Here is a 21,697-nt window from a genome sequence, read left to right as displayed (position 1 = left end):
CCTCTCTCCAATCGAGTTCGTTGTGTTCGTCTGTGGAACGCAACGGCGGTCTGCCGCTGCGTGCCAGGACGACGCAAGATCGGTGCCGATGGAAACCCGGGAAATGCTCCCGGCATCATCCGGGACAATCGCCGGCGGGATACGGGTGTACCGGTTTTGGCTGCATGAACAGAGACGGGTGTCTCGCCTGCGCGTGCGACGTCTCAGCGCTCGACGGCGTGCGATCGGGGCGGGAGGAGGGTGGAGGAGTGGGGTGGGCGCGGCGACGGAGTGGCGGATCGAATCGCCGCCGCCGGCCCGATCCAGCGGGTGGTCAGCGCCGGGTCAGTGCGGCGCCTGGCGGTTCGACAAGGTGTTCAGTTGCCGGCCGGAGAGGCGGGCGCCGGTGAGCCGCTCGCGTCGTCCGCAGCGCTGACGCGCCATATCGTATTGCCGACGTCGTCGGCCACCAGCAGGCCGCCCTTGCGGTCGATGGCCACGCCGACCGGTCGCCCGTAGGCGTTGCCGTCGCCGCTCAGGAAGCCGGTGAGTACGTCGATCGGCTCGCCTGCCGGACGGTCGCCTTCGAACGGCACGAAGATCACCTTGTAGCCGCTGTGCGGCTTGCGGTTCCACGAACCGTGCTGACCGATGAACATGCCCTGCGCGAACGCGCTGTCCAGTGAATTGCCGGCCGACCAGGCAAGGCCGAGCGAGGCGGTGTGTGGGCCCAGGGCGTAGTCGGGCACGCGCGACGTGGCAACCAGTTCCGGCTTCTGCGGCTCGACGCGCCGGTCCACGTGCTGACCGTAGTAGCTGTAGGGCCAGCCGTAGAAGGCGCCATCCTCCACCGAGGTGAGGTAGTCGGGAACGAGGTCGCTGCCGATCTCGTCGCGCTCGTTGACCACCGTCCACAAGGTGCGTCCCGCGCCGTCCCAGGCCATGCCGTTGGGGTTTCTGAGGCCGGTCGCGAACAGACGCTTGTCGCCGCTGGCGACATCGACTTCCCAGATGGCGGCGCGACCTTCCTCGGCCTCGATGCCGTTCTCGGCCACGTTGCTGTTCGAGCCGACGGTAACGTAGAGCTTGCTGCCGTCCGGGCTGGCGATCACGTTCTTCGTCCAGTGATGGTTCAGCGTCCCGCCCGGAAGGTCGGTGACCATCTTGCCGGGCTCGGTGATCTCCTGTGTGCCGGTCTGGTAAGGGAAGCGGATCAGCGCGTCCGTGTTCGCCACGTAAAGCTGATCCTTGATCAGCGCCATGCCGAAGGGCGAGTTCAGGCCTTGCAGCAGGACCGAACGCACGTCGGCCGTGCCGTCGCCGTCGGTGTCGCGCAGCAGCGTGATGCGGTTGGCGCTGGGCACGCCGGCGCCGGCCCGCTTCATCACCATCTTGGTCACCCAGCCCTTGATGCCCTTGCGGTCGTCCGGTCGCTCCGGTGCATTCGTTTCCGCCACCAGCACGTCGCCGTTCGGCAGCACGAGCAGCCAGCGCGGGTGGTCGAGGTCGCGCGCGAAGGCGGTCACCCGGGTGCCGGTCGCCGGCGCCGGCGCGCCGCCTTCCGGCCAGCCCTTGGCGGGGGCGATGTGCATGGTCGGCAGCAGCGTCGAACGGGGTGGGGGCAGCTGAGGTTGCGGACCGCTGCCGGCCGAAACCGGCAGCTCGGCCACGTCGCCGCAGCCGCCCAGCATCAGCAGCAGGACGGCGCCGGCCGACGCGCTGCTGACCCGCCCGCGCAGTGCAGGACGAAAGGTGGGCAGGTCCGTCATATCCGCCCCATCAGCAGAAGAACGACGAGGATGACGACGACCAGGCCGACGCCGCCCACCGGTCCGTAGCCCCAGGCGCGGCTGTGCGGCCAGGTCGGAAGAACGCCGATCAGGGCCAGGATCAGGATGATCAGAAGTATGGTTCCAAGGCTCATGTTGGTTTCCTCGCTTTCGTGTTTGCGGGATGAGAGGTCCGGAGACCGGCCGGATCCGGTGCCCGCTCGTTCCTGTGCAGGCGCGCTGTCGCAGCAATCGCTGTTCCCGTCCCGACGGCGGCCGAGGCCCGTCGCAGCCTGTCGGCCGCGCACATTCTTCAAGCGGATTGCCCGGATTTACCCGGAATGCGGGCTGCCGGCCCGCGCCTGGTGCGGTGGCGGCGGGCACCTCGCTTGCAACACGTCCTCCTCTTCGCGCCTCACGACCCCTTCGTCAGGGAGCAGACGTGACGGGACGTGATGGCCACGCGACGGCCGCGGCCGGCGGACCACATCGAACGATCAACACGGAGGGCATCGCACATGAGCAGGCAGGCAAGGAAGATGGATGGCGCAGACGCGAACGCGGACGGGCACGCAGCCGGCGGAGAACTTCACCAGACGGCGCAGGGCGATCAGCCGGCACTGACCACCAACCAGGGTGCGCCCGTCTCCGACAACCAGAATTCGCTGCGCGCGCACGCACACGGGCCGACGCTGCTGGAGGATTTCGTCCTCCGCGAGAAGATCACGCATTTCGATCACGAGCGTATTCCCGAACGCATCGTGCATGCTCGCGGCTCGGCCGCCCACGGCTACTTCGAGCTGACACGCTCGCTCGGCGAGTACACGACGGCGCAGGTGCTGACCGAGGTCGGCGTGCGAACGCCCGCTTTCTGCCGCTTCTCGACGGTGGCGGGTGGCGCCGGGTCGATCGACACACCGCGCGACGTGCGTGGGTTCGCCGTCAAGTTCTACACGCCTCAGGGCAACTGGGATCTGGTGTCGAACAACATCCCGGTGTTCTTCATCCAGGACGCGATGAAATTTCCCGATCTGGTGCATGCCGTGAAGATGGAGCCCGACCGTGGCTTCCCGCAGGCAGCGACTGCGCACGACACCTTCTGGGACTACATCTCGCTGACGCCGGAATCCATGCACATGGTGATGTGGATCATGTCCGACCGCACGCTGCCGCGCTCGCTGCGCATGATCGAGGGCTTCGGCATCCACAGCTTCCGGCTGCTCAACGCCGACGGCGAGTCGACCTTCGTGAAGTTTCACTGGCGACCCAAGCTGGGCCTGCAATCGACGGTGTGGGACGAAACCGTGAAGATCGCCGGCGCCGACCCGGACTATCACCGGCGCGACCTGTTCGAGGCCATCAGCATCGGCGACTTCCCGGAATGGGAGCTGGCGGTGCAGCTGTTCACCGAGGAACAGGCTGCCGATTTTCCGTTCGACCACCTCGATGCCACCAAGCTGATACCGGAAGAGTGGGTGCCGCTGCAGGTGATCGGCCGCCTGGTGCTCGACCGCTGGCCCGACAATTTCTTCGCCGAAACCGAACAGGTCGCCTTCTGTCCGGCGAACATCGTGCCCGGCATCGACTTCTCGAACGATCCGCTGCTGCAGGGGCGGCTGTTTTCCTATCTCGACACCCAGCTGCTGCGGCTCGGCTCGCCCAACTTCCAGCAGATTCCGGTCAATGCGCCGAAGTGCCCGTTCGCCAATCAGCAGCGCGACGGCCACATGCAGATGCTGCAGCCGAAGGGGCGCGTCGCCTACGAGCCCAGCTCACTGACACCGCCGCCGGCGCGCGAGACGCCGGACGGCTTTCGCAGCGCGGCGGTCGCCGAGGAAGGCGCCAAGGGGCGCGTCCGTCCCGCGAGCTTTGCCGACCACTACAGCCAGGCCCGGCAGTTCTGGCGCAGCCAGACGGAATACGAACAGGCACACATCGCGTCGGCGCTGGTGTTCGAACTGTCCAAGGTGGAACACGTGCACGTGCGGCAGGCGATGACCGGTCATCTGCGCAATATCGACGAGGCGCTGGCGCAGCGCGTGGCGCAAGGCCTTGCCCTCGATACGCTGCCGGACGCCCCGTTGCCGGCGCGGCCGGTGCAGGACCTGCCGCCGTCGCCGCCGCTGCGCACCATAGGCAAGACACCGCCGACGCTCGCCGGCCGGGTGGTCGGAATACTGGTCGCCGACGGTTCGGACCGCGTCACCGTCGACGTGCTCGAGGTCGCCCTGACCCAGGCCGGTGCGCGGGTGAAGATCGTTGCGCCGAAGGTCGGTGGCGCCCGCATGTCGGATGGCGCGATGCAGGCGGCGGACATGCAGCTTGCCGGCGCACCGTCGGTGCTGTTCGACGCGGTGGCCGTGCTGCTGTCGGAAGAGGGGGCTGCGACGCTGCTGAAAGAGTCGGCTGCCATCGATTTCGTGCGCGACGCCTTCGGTCATCTGAAGGCGCTGGCGCTCGACGCGGGCGGGGAGGTGCTGTTCCGCGCGGGCGGCCTTCAGCCCGACGCGGGCGTGGTCGCGGCCGACGATCCGTCGGCCTTCGTCGCGGCGGCCGGTACGCGGCAGTGGGCGCGCGAGGCGCAGGTGCGCATGCTGGCCTGAGGCGCAGCATGCGGGCGTCGTTCAGTGATCGCGCCCGGCCCGCAGGTGGCGGAAGTGCGCAGGTGCGTGCGACACGACCGATGACGCGATCAGCAGCAGCCAGAACAGGCCGGCGGCGAACTGGGGCAGCACGATCATCGCGGCAACGCCGAGCAGTTTGAGCGGAATGAACAGCCCGGCCAGTTCGACCGCGTGGCGCGGCTTGCTCCATACCTCTATGCCGTAGAGGCCGAGGCCGGTTGCCAGCATCAGCGCGGCAGCACCCCGGCGGTACTCGTCGTGGCCGGTCAGCAGTGCGCTGCCCACCAGTACGACGCCCACCAGGTGCAGCGAGCGCAGCGCGACCAGCAGCCAGCGGCGGCCGGGAAAATCGCGGCGGTTGCTTGGCGCGAAGTCGTGGGGCAGGTCATGCGTGGGCATGGCGCGAGTATGACTCACCACGCATCCACCGGGCTGATGTCGTCGCCCGCGAAGGGCAGGAAGGGACCGGTGCCGCTGTGCTCGGCACTCGATGCCGGCACGAAGGCGCCGACATGCACATCGAACACGTGCACCTCGCCGTCCTCGATTACGTAGTGCCAGCCGTGCAGCGCGAGCTGACCGGCGTCGACCTGCCGGCGCACCATCGGATAGTCCATCAGCCGTTCGAGCTGCAGCACGACGGCGCGCTGTTCGGTGCGGCGCAGCGCCTCGTCGGTGAGCTGCACCGGCAGCACCGCCTCGCGCCCGAGGTCGAGCCAGGCGTTCAGGTTGGGCGCGTCCGGCCCGACGCCTTCGTAAAGCGCACGCACGCCACCGCAGTGACTGTGGCCGCAGACGACGATGTGGGCGACCTTCAGGTTGAGCACCGCGTACTCGATCGCTGCAGCCGTGCCGTGGAATCCGGCCAGTTCGCCGCGCCGGGTGGCGCCGTCATAGGGCGGCACGAAGGCGCCGACGTTGCGCACGATGAACAGCTCGCCCGGGCCGGTGCCGGTCAGCAGATAGGGCACCAGGCGCGAGTCGGAACAGCCGATGAACAGGATGGTCGGGTGCTGGCCGTCGCGCACCAGGTGCTGGAACTGGTCCTGCACGCCGGGAAAGGTGTGGTCGTGGAAGCGGCGCAGGCGGGCGAGCAGTTCGTCGGGCATGGCGATGACCTCCGGATCAGATGGGGCGCAGCAGCGGACCGATGGCGTCCAGCGTGTTCTTCAGCAGCAGGCCGTACTCGGTGTCGCCCTCCATCACCAGCGCGCGTTCGAAGAACAGGCGGTCGGCGTCGTCGTCGCCGCGCAGCAGGCGCAGATAGCTGGCGCTGTCAGCGGCGATGCGCAGCGCGACCGGGCCGTGGTCGGGCGCGCTGCGGAAGCGGCCGTCGCGCAGCGCGAGGCGGCAACGCAGGCCGAAATCGCGCACCTCGATCTCGACCGTGTGGTCGGCGAGTTCGAGCGCCGCGTCAGCCGGCAGGCGCGGACGCAGCACGCGGTTCAGCGCGGCGGCAAGCAGCAGCGACGGCGGCTGTATCGGCAGGCGGGCGATCAGCGTGCGCAGTGCGGCGGGTGGCGGCGGCAGCGCGGGCAGCCTGATCGGGAGCGAGGGACTCATGCGGGCATCCTTTCCAGTCCGGGGCGGCGGTGGGCGTAACCATTGACCAGACCGCCGGGCAGGCTCAGCGCCGCGAGCGCCGAGGCGGCTTCCGCGGCGTCGGCCGGGCCGTTCCAGGTGCGGTCGAACAGGTCGACCACGGTGGCGAAGTCGCGCGACGTGGGCGACAGCCGCGCGCGGGTGACACCGGCCGCGCGCAGTGCCGGGGCGTCGGCGATCAGGCAGTGCTGCGCCGCCGACTGCGTCTGTATACCGTTCAAGGCGAGGAAGGGCTGACCTTCGGTGGTGTCGAGCAGCAGGCCGTCCGGGTGTTCGATGCAGCGGAACGCGCACTGATCCTTGCTGAGATGGAAATGGCGCGCGGTGAAACAGCGTGCCGAGAAAGCCAGCGGCAGGCGGCCGAAGGCGAACACCTCGGTGGTGACCGGCGTGTCGTTCGTCGGTCCGCCGATCACGGGTGCGGCCGGCGGGTTGATCAGCGCCAGCGCGTCCAGCGCGAGTTCGACCGGTGCGACCCAGCGTGTCGCGCCGAGCGCCGCGTGCTCGCGCAGTGCCGGCTGGCTGTAGACGTTGATGTGCGGGCCGAGCACGAAGGGCCGGCCAGCCAGTGCGCGCAGCGCCGAGGCGTCGCCGGCTTCGACCAGGAATTCGGTCTGGTCGGCCCAGCGGTGCAGCGCGCGCAGGTCGGCGGCCGATTCGAGCAGTGCCTGGCTGGCCAGCACGACTTCCTTGCCGCAGGCGGCGAGATCGCGCGCGAGGGCGAGCCAGTCCTCAGCCTTCATTTCGTGGCGGCGGCTGCACACGACTTCGCCGAGCACCACGGTGTCGGCGGGTGACTCGGCGACTTCGGCGTAGAAGTCGAGCAGCGTTCGGCGCGGCCAGTAGTACAGCACCGGGCCGACGGTCAGGGCGATGCGGGTGTTCATGGGTGTGTTCATGGGGTCACCGCCACGGCCGGTCGTAGGCGCCCAGCGTGTGCTGCTGGCCTTCGGCCCAGCGGCCGAGCGCGGCGGTCCATTGCGGCTGCACGCCGAAGCGCGCCGGCTGCGCGGCGCAGTCGTCGATGGCGGCGCGCCAGACGCGGGTGACCTGTTCGACATAGGCCGGGCTGCGCTGGCGCCCCTCGATCTTGATCGCGGCGATGCCCATGTCCATCAGCTGCGGCAGCAGCGCCAGCGTGTTCAGGCTGGTCGGCTCCTCCAGCGCGTAATCGCGTGCGCCGTCGACCTCGAAGCGACCCTTGCACAGCGTCGGATAGCCGCGCGGCTCGTCCGGCGCGTAGCGGTCGATCAGCACGCCATTGAGACGGGCGGACACGCCGCTGGCGCCGTCCTCCCAGCGTACCGCCGATGGCGGCGAGCAGACGCCGGCGGTGTTCGGCGACTGGCCCGTCGCATAGGAGGACAGCGCGCAGCGGCCCTCGACCATGACGCACAGACTGCCGAAGCCGAACACCTCGATCTCGGCCGCGCTGTTGCGGCACACCTGTTCGACCTGCGGCAGCGTGAGCACGCGCGGCAGCACGGCGCGGCGGATGCCGTAGCGCTCGCGGTAGAACTCGATCGCTTCCCAGGTGGTGGCCGAAGCCTGCACCGACAGGTGCAGACGCAGATCGGGATGGTGATCGCGCGCATAGGCCAGCACCGCGGTGTCGGCGCAGATCAGCGCGTCTATGCCCAGTCCGGCGGCGGCATCGACCGCGGCGAACCAGCGCTCGGGCGCACGGGCGTCGGCGAAGGTATTGAGCGCCATCAGCACTTCGCGACCGCGGCTGCGGGCGTAGGCGATGCCGTCGCGCGCCTGCGCGAGGTCGAAGTTCAGACCGGCGAAGTTGCGCGCGTTGGTGGCGTCCTTCAGGCCCATGTAGACGGCGTCGGCGCCGGCATCGATGGCCAGCGTCAGCGCGCGCAGCGAGCCGGCCGGGCAGACCAGGGCGGGTTTTCGGGGGGGCGTTGCGTGGGCGGTGCGGGATGTTTGCATGTCGGATAGGTCCGGAACTGCGGGCGCCGCCCAGTGTGGGCATCGTGCGCGGCGCCGTGTTGATCCGGGTCAGACCGGTGTCACACGGCGCCGTGCGCGATTGACGTCATTGCACCAGCGGCGTGTCGGCGATGTCCATGTCCACGCCTTCGAGCACGGCCTGGCCGGCCAGCAGCGCGACGTACTGGCGCAGCGCGGTGGCGAAACTCTGCTGGCGCAGCGAGGCGGCGACGGTGCCGCGTACTTCCTCGAAGGGCTGCACGGTGCCGGCTTCGCGCTCCTGCACGTCGATCACGTGAAAGCCGAAGCGGCTATGCACCAGACGCGGCAGCACGCCGATGTCGTGCTGGCCGAAGATGGCGCGGGCGAATTCCGGCACCACTTCCTCCGGCGCCAGCCAGCCGAGGTCACCGCCACGTTCGCTGCTCGGGCAGTTCGAGTTCTGCCGGGCGGCGTCGGGGAAGGGGTCTTCGCCGTCGGCGTGCGCACGCACGTCGATCAGCACTGCCTCGGCGCGACCACGCAGCGCATTGACGTCGACGCCCGGCGTCACCGCGAACAGGATGTGGCGCATGCGCGCACGCTGGCCCACGGTGTAGCGGCCGAGATGGGCGCTGTAGTGACGGCGGCAGGCGTCCTCGGACGGCTCCGGCACCTGGACCGCCTGGCCGATCAGTGTGTCGATGGCGGTGGCGGCCTCTTCCGAAATCAGGCCATCGGCCGACTGTTCGTCGCTGGCCGGCAGCAGGCCGGCCTGCTGCGCGGCCTGGCGCAGCAGCTCGGTGCACGCGCGGTTGCGCAGTTCGTCCGGCGTAACCTCCTCGTCCGCACCGTTGATCGCGATGCCGTTGACGCGGGCGATGCCGCGGCTGTCTTGCGTGGACTGCATGGTGTCTCCTCGATCCTTTTATGAATGGATGCGCCGCGCAGCCGCGACGCATCCTTCACATCATCTCAGACACCGGCGCCCGGCTGGCGCGGCTGATTGTGTCCGGCCGGCAGGTTGAGCCGGCGCGCGCGCACCACCTGGTAGGGGCGGAACACATAGAGCACCGAGGCGAAGCCACTCCATACGTGCACCAGTCGGGTGAATGGGAACACCAGGAAGATGGTCATGCCGAGGAACATGTGGGCCTTGAACACCCAGCCGGCGTCGGCCAGCAGTTCCGGCGCGCCGGCGCGGAAGGTGACGATGCGCTGCGCCCACTCGGCGAGCAGCAGCATCATGCTGCCGTCCAGGTGCTGTGCCGACAGCGGAATGGTGGCCAGACCGAGCAGCAGTTGCACCCACAGCAGCACGGCGATGACGATGTCGCTGGTTTTCGAGGTGGCGCGGATGCGCGGCTCGGTCAGCCGGCGGTGCAGCAGCAGCGTCAGGCCGATGAAGCCGAGGGTGCCTGCGATGCCGCCGGTCACCATGGCGACCAGCTGCTTGGCGCCGGCGCCGATGAAGTGCTCATAGACGAAGTGCGGCGTCAGCATGCCGAAGAAGTGACCGAAGAACAGGAAGAGCACGCCAATGTGGAACAGGTTGCTGCCCAGCCTGAGCTGGCCGCGGCGCAGCAGCTGCGACGAGTCGCTCTTCCACGTGTACTGGTCGCGGTCGAAGCGCAGCAGGCTGCCGATGAAGAACACGGCGAGGCAGATGTAGGGGTAGTAACCGAACAGCAGGTTGTCGAGCCAGGAAGTCATGGTTGTACTCCTTGAGTGGCGGAGGACTTGCGGACAAGGTGTATGGGTTGCGCGGCGCCCGGCTTGGCCTGGCCGTGCGAGGAGCAGCCGTCGAAGGCGAGCGGTTCGGCCCAGCTGTCGTCGAGTGCTTCGTCCGGCTGGATCTTCACCGCATGGGCACGTTCGCCGGCCAGTTCGATCAGCGCGCCGACCACGCTGGCGTAACGGCTTTCGCGCTTGACCAGTGCCGTGAACAACGCATTCAGGATGTGCGTCATTTCGCCGAGGAAGGCGCGCGCCTCCTTCGGTGGCTGGGTCGAGGCGAATTCGAGCACCACCGGCAGGTAGTCCGGCAGTTCGCCCGGCGACAGGAAGAGGCCGGCCTTCTCGTAGGTCTGCGCCAGATCGATCATCGCCGGGCCGCGGTCGCGCGAATCGCCATGCACATGTTCGAACAGGTGCAGCGAAGTCGAGCGACCACGGTCGAACAGTTCGACGTAGGCGGCTTCGGTGTCCAGCGGGGCCTGTTGCTGCAGCGCTTCGATCAGCGCCTCCAGTTCCGCCAGACGGCCCGCCGACAGCGCAGCCTCGTCGTGCAGTGCGGTGGCGATCGACGGCAGCAGTCCACGCAGGCTGGCGTCGGGGTAGCCGATCAGCAGCGCGCAGGCGCGCAGCGTGTGGGTCATCTTCGGTGGACTAAACATTGAGAGGATCCTCATGAACGAGTTGTGGCGGGCATGTGCACAGTCCGCCACGCGGAGGACAATTGGCGCCTGCAGATGCGAACGCGCCGCCCGCCGGGCCGCCCCAAGGGCGAGCGCAGCCCCCTCGGGGGGCAGCGAACGCAGTGAGCGTGGGGGCACACATTCAGACCACCGCCTTGATGGGAATCGTCCGGCGCTTCGATCCACCGAACAGGCTGGTATCGGAACTGCCTTCCGAGCAGCCGTTGCCGAAGGAGAAGCCGCAGCCGCCGCGCACGTCGAAGGCGTTCTCGGCGTATTCGCGGTGCGTGCTCGGGATGACGAAGCGGTCTTCGTAGTTGGCGATCGCCATCACGTGGTACATGTCCTCGACCGCGGCCTGGCTCATGCCGACCTGGCTCAGCGCGGCCGTGTTGATGCGACCATCGACGTGCTTCTCGCGCTGGTAGGCGCGCATCGCCAGCATGCGTTCGAGTGCGCGCACGACCGGTTGCGTGTCGCCAGCGGTGAGCAGGTTGGCGAGATACTTTACCGGGATGCGCAGCTGGTTCACGTCCGGGATCTCGCCATTGACGCCCACCTGACCGGCGTTGGCGGCGGCGGTGATCGGCGACAGCGGCGGCACGTACCACACCATGGGCAGCGTGCGGTATTCCGGGTGCAGCGGCAGCGCCACCTTCCACTCCACCGCCATCTTGTAGACCGGGCTGCGGCGGGCGGCTTCCATCCACGAATCCGGGATGCCGTCGGCACGTGCCTGTTCGATCACCTTCGGATCGTTCGGATCGAGGAAGATGTCGAGCTGGGCCTGGTAGAGGTCGCGGTCCTGTTCGACCGACGCCGCTTCCTGGATGCGGTCGGCGTCATACAGCAGCACGCCGAGGTAGCGGATGCGGCCGACGCAGGTTTCGGAACACACGGTGGGCTGGCCGGCTTCGATGCGCGGATAGCAGAAGATGCACTTCTCGGCCTTGCCCGACTGCCAGTTGTAGTAGATCTTCTTGTACGGACAGCCGGATACGCACATGCGCCAGCCGCGGCACTTGTCCTGGTCGATCAGCACGATGCCATCCTCTTCGCGCTTGTAGATCGAGCCGGACGGGCAGCTGGCGACGCAGGCCGGGTTCAGGCAGTGCTCGCACAGACGCGGCAGGTACATCATGAAGGTGTTCTCGAACTGGCCGTAGATGTCCTTCTGCACCTCGTCGAAGTTCTTGTCCTTCGAGCGCTTCGAGAATTCGCCGCCGAGAATCTCTTCCCAGTTCGGACCCCATTCGATCTTTTCCATGCGCTGACCGGTGATCAGGCTGCGCGGGCGCGCCGTCGGCGCCGCCTTCATTTCGGGCGCCGACTGCAGGTGGTCGTAGTCGAAGGTGAAGGGCTCGTAGTAGTCGTCGATTTCCGGCAGGTGCGGGTTGGCGAAGATCTTCATCAGCAGCTGCCACTTGCCGCCCTGGCGCGGCGCGATCGAGCCGTCGCTCTTGCGCATCCAGCCACCCTGCCACTTGTCCTGGTTCTCCCATTCCTTCGGGTAACCGATGCCGGGCTTGGTTTCGACGTTGTTGAACCACGCGTATTCCATGCCGGGGCGGCTGGTCCACACGTTCTTGCAGGTGACCGAGCAGGTGTGGCAACCGATGCACTTGTCGAGGTTGAGCACCATGCCGATTTGAGCGCGTATTTTCATGTCATGTCTCCTTACGCGTGGGCGGTATCGGTGGCAGCGGCTTCGCCGTCGAGCCAGTCGATGCGCTTCATCTTGCGCACGACGACGAACTCGTCGCGGTTGGTGCCGATGGTTCCGTAGTAGTTGAAGCCGTAGCTCAGCTGGGCGTAGCCGCCGATCATGTGCGTCGGCTTAAGCACGATGCGGGTGACCGAGTTGTGGATGCCGCCGCGCGCACCGGTGATTTCCGACCCCGGCGTGTTGATGATCTTTTCCTGTGCGTGGTACATCAGCACCATGCCCGGATTGACCCGCTGGCTCACCACGGCACGCGCGGTGATCGCGCCATTTACGTTGAACAGTTCGACCCAGTCGTTATCGACGATGCCGGCCTTCTTCGCGTCGTCCTCGGACAGCCAGATCACCGGGCCGCCGCGGTTCAGCGTCAGCATGTGCAGGTTGTCGCTGTAGGTGGAGTGGATGCCCCACTTCTGGTGCGGAGTGATGAAGTTGAGCTGGATCTCCGGATTGCCGTTGCTCTTGATGCCGGCGATCGCAGCCGTCGTCTTCAGGTCCACCGGCGGGCGGTAGCTGACGAAGCCTTCGCCGAAGGCGCGCATCCACGGGTGGTCCTGGTAGAACTGCTGGCGGCCGGTCAGCGTGCGCCATGGGATCAGTTCATGCACATTGGTGTAGCCGGCGTTGTACGACACCTTCTCGCTTTCCAGTCCTGACCACGTCGGGCTGGAGATGATCTTGCGCGGCTGCGCCTGGATGTCGCGGAAGCGGATCTTTTCGTCCTCGCGGTATATCGCCAGGTGCTCGTGGTCGCGCCCGGTCTGCTTGCCCAGCGCCTTCCACGCCTTCACCGCGACCTGGCCGTTGGTTTCCGGCGCCAGCATCATCACCACTTCGCAGGCGTCGATGTCGGTGTCGATGCGCGGCATGCCCTTGGTCGCACCCTCTTCGGTGACCAGACCGTTCAGTTCGCCGAGCTGGCGCACCTCGTCCTGCGTGTTCCACGCGATGCCCTTGCCGCCGTTGCCCACCTTGGTCAGCAGCGGACCGACCGCGGTGAAGCGCTTGTAGACGTTCGGGTAGTCGCGCTCGACCACCGTCATCTGCGGCGCCGTCTTGCCCGGGATCAGATCGCACTCGCCGCGCTTCCAGTCGGCCACGCCGAAGGGCTGTGCCAGTTCGGCCGGGCTGTCGTGCATCAGCGGCGTCAGCACCAGTTCGCGCTCGACACCGAGGTGACCGACGCACACCTCGCTGAACTTCTTCGCGAAGCCCTTGTAGATGTCCCAGTCGCTCTTCGACTGCCAGGCCGGGTCGACCGCGGTCGACAGCGGGTGGATGAAGGGATGCATGTCGCTGGTATTGAGGTCGTTCTTCTCGTACCAGGTGGCGGTCGGCAGCACGATGTCCGAATACAGGCAGGTGGTGCTCATGCGGAAGTCCAGCGTCACCAGCAGGTCGAGCTTGCCTTCGGGTGCTTCCGCGTGCCATTTCACTTCCTGCGGCTTGGCGTCGTCGGAGCCGAGGTCCTTGCCCTGCACGCCATTGCTGGTGCCCAGCAGGTGCTTCAGGAAGTACTCGTGGCCCTTGCCGCTGGAACCGAGGATGTTGGAACGCCACACGAACATGTTGCGCGGCCAGTTCTGCGGCGCGTCCGGGTCTTCGCAGCTCAGTTCGAGCTGACCGGTCTTCAGCGCGCCGACCGCGTAGTCCTTCGGGTCGATGCCCGCGGCATTGGCCTCGCGCACCACCTGGATGGGATTGGTCTTCAGCTGCGGTGCGCTGGGCAGCCAGCCCATGCGCTCTGCGCGCACGTTGTAGTCGATCATGCTGCCGCCGAACTGCGAGGCGTCGGCCAGCGGCGACAGCACTTCCTCGACGCCCAGCTTTTCGTAGCGCCACTGGTCGGTGTGGGCGTAGAAGAAGCTGGTCGAGTTCTGCTGGCGCGGCGGACGGATCCAGTCGAGCGCGAAGGCGAGTGCCGTCCAGCCGGTCTGCGGGCGCAGCTTCTCCTGACCCACGTAGTGCGCCCAGCCGCCGCCGCTCTGGCCGATGCAGCCGCACATCATCAGCATGTTGATGATGCCGCGGTAGTTCATGTCGCAGTGATACCAGTGGTTCATCGCGGCACCGATGATGACCATGGACTTGCCCTTGGTCTTGTCGGCGTTGTCGGCGAACTGGCGGGCGACGGTGATGATCTGGTCGCGCGGCACGCCGGTGATCTTCTCCTGCCAGGCGGGCGTGTAGGGCGTGTCGTCGTCGTAGCTGTTCGCACCGCTGTCGTTCGGAAGATTGCGGCCGACACCGTAGTTGGCGACCTGCAGGTCGAACACGGTGGCCACCAGTGCGTCGCGCTTGTCGCCGGCCTTGCCGAGCGCGATGCGCTGCACCGGCACCGTGCGCAGCAGTACGTCGCCGCCGCCCTGCGGGCTGTGCGGGAAGTGTTCGTGCTCGATGCCGCCGAAGTAGGGGAAGGCGACCTGCGTGTGCTCGACCGGACCGGTGTCGCCCTCGAGCACCGACAGTTTCAGCTTCACGTCACCGCCGTGGCGCGCCTCCTTCGCTTCGAGGTTCCACTGGCCGGCGTCCGCGCGGCCGTCCGGACCCCAGCGGAAGCCGATGGCGCCATTGGGCAGCACGACGCGGCCGTTCTCGTCGAAGGCCACCGTCTTCCATTCAGGATTGTTGGCCTGACCGAGCTTGCCGTTGAAATCGCTGGCGCGCACGTAGCGGTCGGGCACCATCACCGTCTTGCCGTTGGGCAGGGTGTGCTCCTTCAGCAGCACCAGCATCGGCAGGTCGGTATAGCGACGCGCGTAGTCGTCGAAATACGCGCTGCGTTTTTCAAAGTAGAACTCCTTCAGGATGACGTGGCCCATGGCCATCGCCACCGCGGCGTCGGTGCCCTGTTTCGGGTGCAGCCAGAGGTCGGCCAGCTTGCTGATTTCGGCGTAGTCCGGCGTGACGGCGACGGTCTTCGCGCCCTTGTAGCGGACCTCGGTGAAGAAGTGGGCGTCCGGCGTGCGCGTCTGCGGCACGTTGGAGCCCCAGGCGATGATGTAGGTCGAGTTGTACCAGTCGGCCGATTCCGGCACGTCGGTCTGTTCGCCCCAGATCTGCGGGCTGGACGGCGGCAGGTCGCAGTACCAGTCGTAGAAGCTCATGCAGACGCCACCGATCAGGCTGAGGTAACGGCTGCCTGCGGCATAGCTCACCATCGACATCGCCGGAATCGGCGAGAAGCCGATGATGCGGTCCGGGCCGTGCTTCTTGATGGTGTAGACGTTGGCGGCGGCGACCAGCTCGTTCACCTCGTCCCAGCTGGAGCGGACGAAGCCGCCGAGGCCGCGCACCTGCTGGTAGTCACGGCGCTTGGCGTCGTTCTCGACGATGGAGGCCCAGGCCTCGACCGGGCCGTGCTTCAGACGCGCCTCGCGCCAGGTCTTGAGCAGGCGGCCGCGCACCATCGGGTACTTCACGCGGTTGGCGCTGTACAGGTACCAGCTGTAGCTGGCACCGCGCGCACAGCCGCGCGGTTCGTGGTTGGGCATGTCCCAGCGGGTGCGCGGGTAATCGGTCTGCTGGGTTTCCCAGGTGACAATGCCGCCCTTGACGTAGATCTTCCACGAGCAGGAACCCGTGCAGTTCACGCCGTGGGTGGAACGCACGATCTTGTCGTGCGCCCAGCGGTCGCGGTAGGCGTCCTCCCAGCTGCGGTCTTCGCCGGTGGCGATGCCGTGGTCGCCCGAGAAGCTTTCCTTCGGGGCGGAGAAGTGGGTCAGTCGGTCGAGAAAGTGGCTCATGTGTGCTCTCCTGTAGCGGGGCTCGGCGGGGGCATGGGGTCAGGGGTTCTTCACGTACGCATTGCGGCGCAGGTAGAACCACCAGTTGATGAACAGGCAGATCGCGTAGAACGCGGCGAAGCCGTACATCGCGAGCTCGGGTGTACCGGCCTTGATCTGCGCACCGATGACCACCGGTGCGATGAAGGCGCCGTAGGCGGCGACCGCCGACGTCCAGCCCAGCACCGGGCCGGCCTGCTGACGATCGAAGATGACGCCGATGGTGCGGAAGGTCGAACCGTTGCCGATGCCGCTGGCAAAGAACAGCACGATGAACAGGCCGAGGAACATCGGGAAGTACTGCTCGGGCGTGGCCGAGCTGTAGGCCAGCTTCATCACGTAGCCGACCGCCACCGACGCGACGACCATCACCAGCGAGATGATCTGCGTGACGATGGAGCCGCCCCACTTGTCGGAGATCCAGCCGCCGATCGGGCGCACTGCGGCACCGACGAAGGGGCCGATCCAGGCGAAGGCCAGCACGGTGGGCGCGTTCGGGTTCGGCAGCGTGTGCTGCATGACGCCATTGGCATCGGGCACGTGGCTGACGCCGAAGATCACCTTCATCGCCAGCGGCAGCGCCATCGAGAAGCCGATGAAGGAACCGAAGGTGACGATGTAGAGGATGGTCATCGACCAGGTGTGCTTGTCGCTGAAGATCTTGAACTGCCGGGTCACACCTTCGCGCATCGGGCCGAAGGCGGCGAGCTTCATCACCGTCAGCGCCATGATGATGTCCAGCGGAATTGCGACCCACATGTTCAGCAGGCCCAGACCGGTCGGTGCCGGCAGGTACAGATAGAGCATGAAGATCGCCGGTACGAAGGCCAGCGTGTACAGATAGGTGATCTTCGAGAAGGCGACGATGGGGTTGCCGGTGTCGGGCGATACCGCCTTCAGGTTGTTCATGCCGAACCAGCACAGGATGGACAGCGGCACCAGCGACAGCACCCAGGCGAAGCCGGCGTTCTGGATCCAGGTCGGCGTGCCGGCGGCGATCTTGCCGAAGATCCAGCCGCTGTCCTTCATCAGCGTCATCGGCTCACCGCCGAAGGCGCCGAGCAGCGGCACGGTCATCACCAGCGGGATGACGATCTGCATCGTCGTCACGCCGAAGTTGCCGAGGCCGGCGTTGAGGCCCAGCGCCGTGCCCTGCAGTCGCTTCGGGAAGAAGGTGCTGATGTTGGACATCGAGCTGGCGAAGTTGCCGCCACCGACGCCGCACCACAGCGCCATCAGCTGGAACACCCACAGCGGCCAGTCTGTGTGCTGCAGCGCGATGCCGGTGCCGATGGCCGGCGCGAGCAGCATGGCCGTGGTCAGGAAGATGGTGTTGCGGCCACCGGCCAGCCGGATCAGGAAGGAGGCCGGGATGCGCATCGTCGCGCCGGAGATGCCGGCGATGGCGGTCAGCGTGAACAGCTGGTCCTGGGTGAAGGGGAAGCCCAGGTTGAGCATCTGCACGGTGATGATGCCCCACATGCCCCAGACCGCGAATCCGCACAGCAGCGCCGGAATCGAGATCCACAGGTTGCGGTAGGCGATCTTCTTGCCGGTCGATTCCCAGAAGGCATCGTCCTCCGGCCGCCAGTCCTCGACATCGGGGCCGCGGGGGGCGCCCTGTACCGGATGTGTGCCGGCGTGTGTGCTTGCGTTCATGATGATCTCCGTGGTGTCCGGTTCAGGACTGGGCTGCGGACGTGCCGTCCATCAGCGGGGTGCGGCGAACTTCGGTGAAGTACATCCAGATCAGCGACACCCACACCACGCCGTACATCAGCATGAAGGCGCTGGAGCGTATGCCGGTCAGGTCGAGCAGGGCGCCGAACATGATGGGCAGCACGAAGCCGCCAAGGCCGCCGGCCAGACCGACGATGCCGCTGATGGTGCCGATGTTGGCCGGGTAGTCGTTGCTGATGTACTTGAACACGCTGGCCTTGCCGAAGGCCCAGGCGATGCCGAGGACGAACATCAGGCCGGTGAAGGCATACACGTTGAGGCCGATGTCGAAGGTCTTCGGGCCCTCAACCGTGACGATGGTGAAGTGGGTCTGCGGATAGCTGAGCAGGAAGAGGCAGATCCAGCTCACCCACAGCACCCACCAGGTGACGCTGTGCGCACCGTACTTGTCGGACAGCCAGCCGCCGATGGCGCGCAGCACGCCGCCGGGCAGCGAGAAACAGGCGGCCAGCAGCGCGGCGGCGCGGATGTCGAGGCCGTACTCGCCGACGTAGTACTGCACCATCCACAGGCTCAGCGCGACATAGCCGCCGAACACGATGCTGTAGTACTGGCAGTACTTCAGCACGCGCGGGTCCTTCAGTGCCTTCAGCTGGTCGACGAAGCGCACGTTGCTCGGCACCAGGTGGGCCGGGTCGCTGTGGCTGAACAGCCAGAAGATGATGACGGTGCCGAGCATGATGGCGGCGTACACCTGCGGCACCATGGTCCAGCCGAAAGCGACCAGCAGGGCCGGTGCGACGAACTTGTTCACCGCAGCGCCCGAGTTGCCGGCGCCATAGACGCCCATCGCGAAGCCCTGCTGCGCCTTCGGGAACCAGCGTGCGACATAGGGGGTGCCGACCGAGAACGAACCGCCGGCCAGACCGACGAACAGGCCGATGACGAGGAAGTGCCAGTACTCGGTGGCGTAGCTCATCATCCAGATGGCCGGCACGGTGGCCGCCATCAGCAGCGTCATGACGATGCGACCGCCGTACTTGTCGGTCCAGATGCCCAGCGGCACCCGCACCAGCGAGCCGGTGAGCACCGGTGTGGCGGTCAGCAGACCGAACTGCGTGGCGTTCAGGTCGAGCGCCTTCTTGATCGGTATGCCGATCACGCCGAACATCATCCACACCATGAAGCACACGGTGAATGCCAGGGTGCTGACGATCAGCACCGACAGTGCCTGCCCCTTCTTTGTCATGGCCACACTCCTTCCCCTTGATTACCGAGGGATGCTACGGAGTGGGCAGGGGGACCGAAATCCTTCGGAGGGACGGCTTCCGGGCGTTCGGAAGAACGATGCTCCGCAAGAGGCCATCGTCCGGAAGAACTATGTGGCGACGGGGCGTCACGACGAACTGATCCAGGTCAACGGAAACGCTGGGCGCGTGTGTGTGAACCGCCGGTTCGGGCGCAGTTCAGATCAGTGTGAACGCGATGAAGCCGACGACGCCGAACAGCCAGCCGAGCACCGTACGCCGGAGCCAGGCCGGTGCGTGCTCCAGTCCCATGAAGCGCAGTGCGACGCAGCGGCCCTTGATGGCGGCCAGCGCAAGCACGGCGCCATGGGCGAGGGAGGATTCCTGAAGGCCGGCCAGCCCGCCACCGGCCAGGGTAAGTCCGATCAGCGCGAGCCATGCGGCGGTGAGGCGTCCGGTCCGCGCGGGACCGTGGTTGATGGCGGACTTTGTCATCAGAACAGATAGAGCTGTGGAAACAGGATGAGCCACACCAGGTCGACCATGTGCCAGTAGGCAGCTACCGCGTCCGCACTGCGCTGGCGCTGTCCGTTCAGCTTTCCTTCGCGACGCGAACGCAGCCCGACCACCAGCAGCATGACCATGCCGAGCAGCACATGCATCAGGTGGAAGGCAGTGCCGAAGAAATAGAAGAAATGAAAGGTGTCGGTGCGCAATGTGAGTCCGGCGGAATACAGATGCACATACTCGGTGCATTTCACCACCGCGTAGAGCAGGCCACTGCCTGCCGCGATCGCGAACCCGGCGAAGACGCTGCGTCCGCTTCCGCCCGCCATGCCGCGCGCCGCGGCGTAGCTGCCGGTAAGCAGCGCCAGCGTGTTGATGAGGCCTGCCGTGCGATCCAGTCCGGCCGATCCGGCGGCGAACATGTCGGGCCAGTGACCGCGGGCCCAGGCCAGCGAACACAGGATCATCGCGAACACCAGCAGTTCGGCCAGGATGAAGCACCACATCGCGAAATCGCCCGGCAGTTCGACCGGTTGCCGCGGCTCGGCCAACTCGCTCATGCGCTGCGTCCGGTCAGCAGCAGATAGAGCTGGGGCAGCATGCGCGGCAGTTCCTGCGCGTGCCGCAGCAGGCGATAGCGATGCGTGCCGAACAGATGTGGCAGGTAATCGGCGGCCTCCTGGTCTATCGTGACGCAGAAGGGCTGCAACCCTGCGCGGCGCGCCTCGGCCAGCGCGTGGCGCGTGTCCTCCATGCCGTAGCGGCCTTCGTAGATGTCGAGGTCGTTCGGCTTGCCGTCGGTGAGCAGCAGCAGCAGGCGCTGTTCCGCCGGCTGCTGGCGAAGAATTTCGGTCGCCTGCCGTATCGCCGCACCCATGCGTGTGTAGTAGCCGGGGCGCAGCGACTGCACGCGCCCGCGTACCGCATCGCCCCAGCGGTCGGCGAAGTTCTTGATCAGCGTCATGCGCACGTGGTCGCGCCGGCGCGACGAGAAACCGTACATGGCGAAGGCGTCACCGCCGGCGTCCAGTGCCTCGCCCAGCAGTTGAAGGCTGTCGCGCACGACGTCGATCACCTGATGTTCGTTGTCCACAGCCGCTTCGGTCGATAGTGAAAGATCGGCCAGCACCAGGCAGGCGAGATTGCGGTGCTGTGACACGCGGCGACGCCACAGGCGCGGTTCGCCGCAGGCCTCGCCACGCAGGCGCGCCGCCGCGAAGTCGTTGCAGGCGGCCAGATCGAGCTGTTCGCCGTCGGTCTGCCGATGCATCCAGCTGGCCTGAGGGCGCAGCGATTCAAAGCGCCGCCGCAGTTCGGTCGCTGCCCGCATCAGTCTGGGCGGCAGCGCTGCCGGCTGGGCGTCGCGCGGCAACATCGGAATCACACGGCAGTGCGCCGGCCGCAGTACGCCTTCGCGCCAGTCCCATTCCGGCAGCAGGATGCCGCCTCCGAGCGGAATGTCGTCCTCTGCGGCAGAAGGCAGGTCGAGATCGATGCGTACACGCGACGCCGTGGTCGACGGATTGCGGGCGATGGACAGATGATCGAGATCGTCTGCGGTGCGCGCGGCGTCCTCGTCGTCGTCGTCGGCCGTGCGGTCGAGCGGAATGAACTCCGACCACGAGAACAGACTTTCGAGACGGAAGACCAGCAGGCCGTTGCGACCATCGACGTCCTCCACGTACTCGGCGCGCTTGCGCTGTCCGATGCGTTCGCCCGGCTTGCGCGCCTGCGCCTGTTCGGTAGCCGGATCGTCCCGGCGCGCGGCAATGCGCCCGTCGGACCGCATCTCCGGATAGAGCCAGAGCGGCACCGGATGCGGGTCGCCGGTGGCGTGTGCGGTGGCAACCGGCACGTCCGGATCGAGGAGCGCCTTGCGCACCGCCTGTTCCCGCTCGGCCTGGGCGGCGGAAAGGTGCGCGGTTGAAGGCCGTCGCGCCAGGTGTGCGGTCACCATCCGCCGGTAGCTGCCAGCCAGTCCCGGATACTGGCTCAGTGCGCGCGCGCACAGCCGCCGGTTCCAGTCCAGCCAGTCGCCGTCGCTGCTGCGGCTGTCGGGCTGACTGGCCAGGGCAACCAGCCACAGCGCCAGTTCGCTGTTCAGTTCCGGGTCGTCGAAGGCGTCCAGCCGCGCCGGCAGCTTCAGGCCTTCGCCGTCGCGGCAGGGCAGCGCATGCCGTCGGCCCGTACCGGCGATCTTCTGCAGCAGCTTGCGCGGCGGCGCGAGCGCGCGTTCGGTGGCAGGCCGGATGGCCAGGCCCGCGTCGCCGCCGAGCGCTCGCAATACCGTACTGAGTCTCGGTGACACGCCCTCGAGCGTGACGGGCGCGCTACGCGAGCCTGCTTCGGCCAGCCGTGTGATCAGTCGGTGCCAGCCTATGCCGACCTGCTCTTCCATGAAAGTGCTCCCGCGGTGCAGTCATGGCCGGCCCCCAGGAGGGGAC

The 21,697-nt window shown here is 67.1% G+C and carries 18 protein-coding genes; 1 reads left to right on the top strand and 17 read right to left on the bottom strand.

Annotation, left to right across the window (positions count from 1 at the left end):
* Nucleotides 1-356: 356 nt before the first annotated feature.
* Both WJU27_RS12015 and WJU27_RS12010 read right to left on the bottom strand, forming a co-directional pair.
* Entirely contained in the window at nt 357-1,670 is a 1,314-nt protein-coding gene (locus tag WJU27_RS12015; protein ID WP_341422440.1) for a PQQ-dependent sugar dehydrogenase, read from the bottom strand.
* Between the two features lie 74 nt (nt 1,671-1,744).
* Complete coding sequence (locus WJU27_RS12010; RefSeq protein ID WP_296809097.1) at nt 1,745-1,903, bottom strand: DUF3309 family protein; 159 nt, start codon at nt 1,901-1,903, stop codon at nt 1,745-1,747.
* A 363-nt stretch (nt 1,904-2,266) separates the two neighbouring features.
* Between WJU27_RS12010 and WJU27_RS12005 the strand changes: the two genes are divergently transcribed.
* Nucleotides 2,267-4,351 (top strand): catalase, encoded by a 2,085-nt coding sequence (locus WJU27_RS12005; protein ID WP_341422265.1) that lies wholly within the window; start codon nt 2,267-2,269, stop codon nt 4,349-4,351.
* Nucleotides 4,352-4,372: 21 nt separating this feature from the next.
* On the opposite strand, the gene WJU27_RS12000 is transcribed toward WJU27_RS12005, so the two are convergent.
* The 15 genes from WJU27_RS12000 to WJU27_RS11930 form a co-directional block, all read right to left on the bottom strand.
* Nucleotides 4,373-4,771, bottom strand: a complete 399-nt coding sequence (locus WJU27_RS12000; RefSeq protein WP_296809101.1) for a hypothetical protein — start codon at nt 4,769-4,771, stop codon at nt 4,373-4,375.
* Between the two features lie 14 nt (nt 4,772-4,785).
* Entirely contained in the window at nt 4,786-5,481 is a 696-nt protein-coding gene (locus WJU27_RS11995) for a carbonic anhydrase (protein WP_341422264.1), read from the bottom strand.
* A gap of 16 nt (nt 5,482-5,497) precedes the next feature.
* Nucleotides 5,498-5,935 carry a ubiquinone anaerobic biosynthesis accessory factor UbiT gene (gene ubiT / locus WJU27_RS11990; RefSeq protein WP_341422263.1) on the bottom strand — a complete coding sequence of 146 codons (438 nt, stop codon included), beginning with the start codon at nt 5,933-5,935 and terminating at the stop codon, nt 5,498-5,500.
* Nucleotides 5,932-6,873 carry a U32 family peptidase gene (locus tag WJU27_RS11985; protein ID WP_341422262.1) on the bottom strand — a complete coding sequence of 314 codons (942 nt, stop codon included), beginning with the start codon at nt 6,871-6,873 and terminating at the stop codon, nt 5,932-5,934. The genes ubiT and WJU27_RS11985 overlap by 4 nt, the downstream gene beginning before the upstream one ends.
* A gap of 4 nt (nt 6,874-6,877) precedes the next feature.
* Nucleotides 6,878-7,915, bottom strand: coding sequence for a ubiquinone anaerobic biosynthesis protein UbiU (gene ubiU / locus WJU27_RS11980; RefSeq protein ID WP_341422261.1), 1,038 nt, complete (start codon nt 7,913-7,915; stop codon nt 6,878-6,880).
* Between the two features lie 106 nt (nt 7,916-8,021).
* Nucleotides 8,022-8,804, bottom strand: a complete 783-nt coding sequence (locus WJU27_RS11975) for a peptidylprolyl isomerase (RefSeq protein ID WP_341422260.1) — start codon at nt 8,802-8,804, stop codon at nt 8,022-8,024.
* Between the two features lie 65 nt (nt 8,805-8,869).
* Nucleotides 8,870-9,607, bottom strand: coding sequence for a respiratory nitrate reductase subunit gamma (gene narI / locus WJU27_RS11970; RefSeq protein ID WP_341422259.1), 738 nt, complete (start codon nt 9,605-9,607; stop codon nt 8,870-8,872).
* Complete coding sequence (gene narJ / locus WJU27_RS11965; protein WP_341422258.1) at nt 9,604-10,290, bottom strand: nitrate reductase molybdenum cofactor assembly chaperone; 687 nt, start codon at nt 10,288-10,290, stop codon at nt 9,604-9,606. Before narJ ends, narI begins: the two co-directional genes overlap by 4 nt.
* A gap of 163 nt (nt 10,291-10,453) precedes the next feature.
* Complete coding sequence (gene narH, locus WJU27_RS11960) at nt 10,454-11,977, bottom strand: nitrate reductase subunit beta (protein ID WP_020163505.1); 1,524 nt, start codon at nt 11,975-11,977, stop codon at nt 10,454-10,456.
* A gap of 11 nt (nt 11,978-11,988) precedes the next feature.
* Nucleotides 11,989-15,780, bottom strand: coding sequence for a nitrate reductase subunit alpha (locus WJU27_RS11955; protein WP_341422256.1), 3,792 nt, complete (start codon nt 15,778-15,780; stop codon nt 11,989-11,991).
* 39 nt (nt 15,781-15,819) lie between these two features.
* Nucleotides 15,820-17,478: an MFS transporter gene (locus WJU27_RS11950; protein WP_341422255.1), complete on the bottom strand. Its 1,659-nt coding sequence runs from the start codon at nt 17,476-17,478 to the stop codon at nt 15,820-15,822.
* 22 nt (nt 17,479-17,500) lie between these two features.
* The gene (locus tag WJU27_RS11945) at nt 17,501-18,748 is read right to left on the bottom strand and encodes an MFS transporter (RefSeq protein WP_341422254.1); all 1,248 of its coding nucleotides are present in this window, start codon (nt 18,746-18,748) and stop codon (nt 17,501-17,503) included.
* Nucleotides 18,749-18,965: 217 nt separating this feature from the next.
* A complete protein-coding gene (locus WJU27_RS11940) occupies nt 18,966-19,241 on the bottom strand; it encodes a cytochrome C oxidase subunit IV family protein (RefSeq protein ID WP_296809150.1) in 276 nt (91 codons plus the stop codon).
* The gene (locus WJU27_RS11935; protein WP_296809153.1) at nt 19,241-19,813 is read right to left on the bottom strand and encodes a cytochrome c oxidase subunit 3; all 573 of its coding nucleotides are present in this window, start codon (nt 19,811-19,813) and stop codon (nt 19,241-19,243) included. Before WJU27_RS11935 ends, WJU27_RS11940 begins: the two co-directional genes overlap by 1 nt.
* Nucleotides 19,810-21,651, bottom strand: a complete 1,842-nt coding sequence (locus WJU27_RS11930; RefSeq protein WP_341422253.1) for a nitric oxide reductase activation protein NorD — start codon at nt 21,649-21,651, stop codon at nt 19,810-19,812. Before WJU27_RS11930 ends, WJU27_RS11935 begins: the two co-directional genes overlap by 4 nt.
* Nucleotides 21,652-21,697 lie beyond the last annotated feature (46 nt).

The sequence above is a fragment of the Methyloversatilis sp. NSM2 genome, assembly GCF_038066675.1.
GTDB classification, from domain to species: Bacteria; Pseudomonadota; Gammaproteobacteria; order Burkholderiales; family Rhodocyclaceae; genus Methyloversatilis; species Methyloversatilis discipulorum_A.
This window is presented reverse-complemented; position numbering and strand designations above follow the sequence as displayed.

Coding starts and splice junctions, on each gene's coding strand:
- WJU27_RS12015 (WP_341422440.1), bottom strand. CDS start 1,670: ATGCTGGGCGGCTGCGGCGACGTGGCCGAGCTGCCGGTTTCGGCCGGC.
- WJU27_RS12010 (WP_296809097.1), bottom strand. CDS start 1,903: ATGAGCCTTGGAACCATACTTCTGATCATCCTGATCCTGGCCCTGATC.
- WJU27_RS12005 (WP_341422265.1), top strand. CDS start 2,267: ATGAGCAGGCAGGCAAGGAAGATGGATGGCGCAGACGCGAACGCGGAC.
- WJU27_RS12000 (WP_296809101.1), bottom strand. CDS start 4,771: ATGCCCACGCATGACCTGCCCCACGACTTCGCGCCAAGCAACCGCCGC.
- WJU27_RS11995 (WP_341422264.1), bottom strand. CDS start 5,481: ATGCCCGACGAACTGCTCGCCCGCCTGCGCCGCTTCCACGACCACACC.
- ubiT (WP_341422263.1), bottom strand. CDS start 5,935: ATGAGTCCCTCGCTCCCGATCAGGCTGCCCGCGCTGCCGCCGCCACCC.
- WJU27_RS11985 (WP_341422262.1), bottom strand. CDS start 6,873: ATGAACACACCCATGAACACCCGCATCGCCCTGACCGTCGGCCCGGTG.
- ubiU (WP_341422261.1), bottom strand. CDS start 7,915: ATGCAAACATCCCGCACCGCCCACGCAACGCCCCCCCGAAAACCCGCC.
- WJU27_RS11975 (WP_341422260.1), bottom strand. CDS start 8,804: ATGCAGTCCACGCAAGACAGCCGCGGCATCGCCCGCGTCAACGGCATC.
- narI (WP_341422259.1), bottom strand. CDS start 9,607: ATGACTTCCTGGCTCGACAACCTGCTGTTCGGTTACTACCCCTACATC.
- narJ (WP_341422258.1), bottom strand. CDS start 10,290: ATGTTTAGTCCACCGAAGATGACCCACACGCTGCGCGCCTGCGCGCTG.
- narH (WP_020163505.1), bottom strand. CDS start 11,977: ATGAAAATACGCGCTCAAATCGGCATGGTGCTCAACCTCGACAAGTGC.
- WJU27_RS11955 (WP_341422256.1), bottom strand. CDS start 15,780: ATGAGCCACTTTCTCGACCGACTGACCCACTTCTCCGCCCCGAAGGAA.
- WJU27_RS11950 (WP_341422255.1), bottom strand. CDS start 17,478: ATGAACGCAAGCACACACGCCGGCACACATCCGGTACAGGGCGCCCCC.
- WJU27_RS11945 (WP_341422254.1), bottom strand. CDS start 18,748: ATGACAAAGAAGGGGCAGGCACTGTCGGTGCTGATCGTCAGCACCCTG.
- WJU27_RS11940 (WP_296809150.1), bottom strand. CDS start 19,241: ATGACAAAGTCCGCCATCAACCACGGTCCCGCGCGGACCGGACGCCTC.
- WJU27_RS11935 (WP_296809153.1), bottom strand. CDS start 19,813: ATGAGCGAGTTGGCCGAGCCGCGGCAACCGGTCGAACTGCCGGGCGAT.
- WJU27_RS11930 (WP_341422253.1), bottom strand. CDS start 21,651: ATGGAAGAGCAGGTCGGCATAGGCTGGCACCGACTGATCACACGGCTG.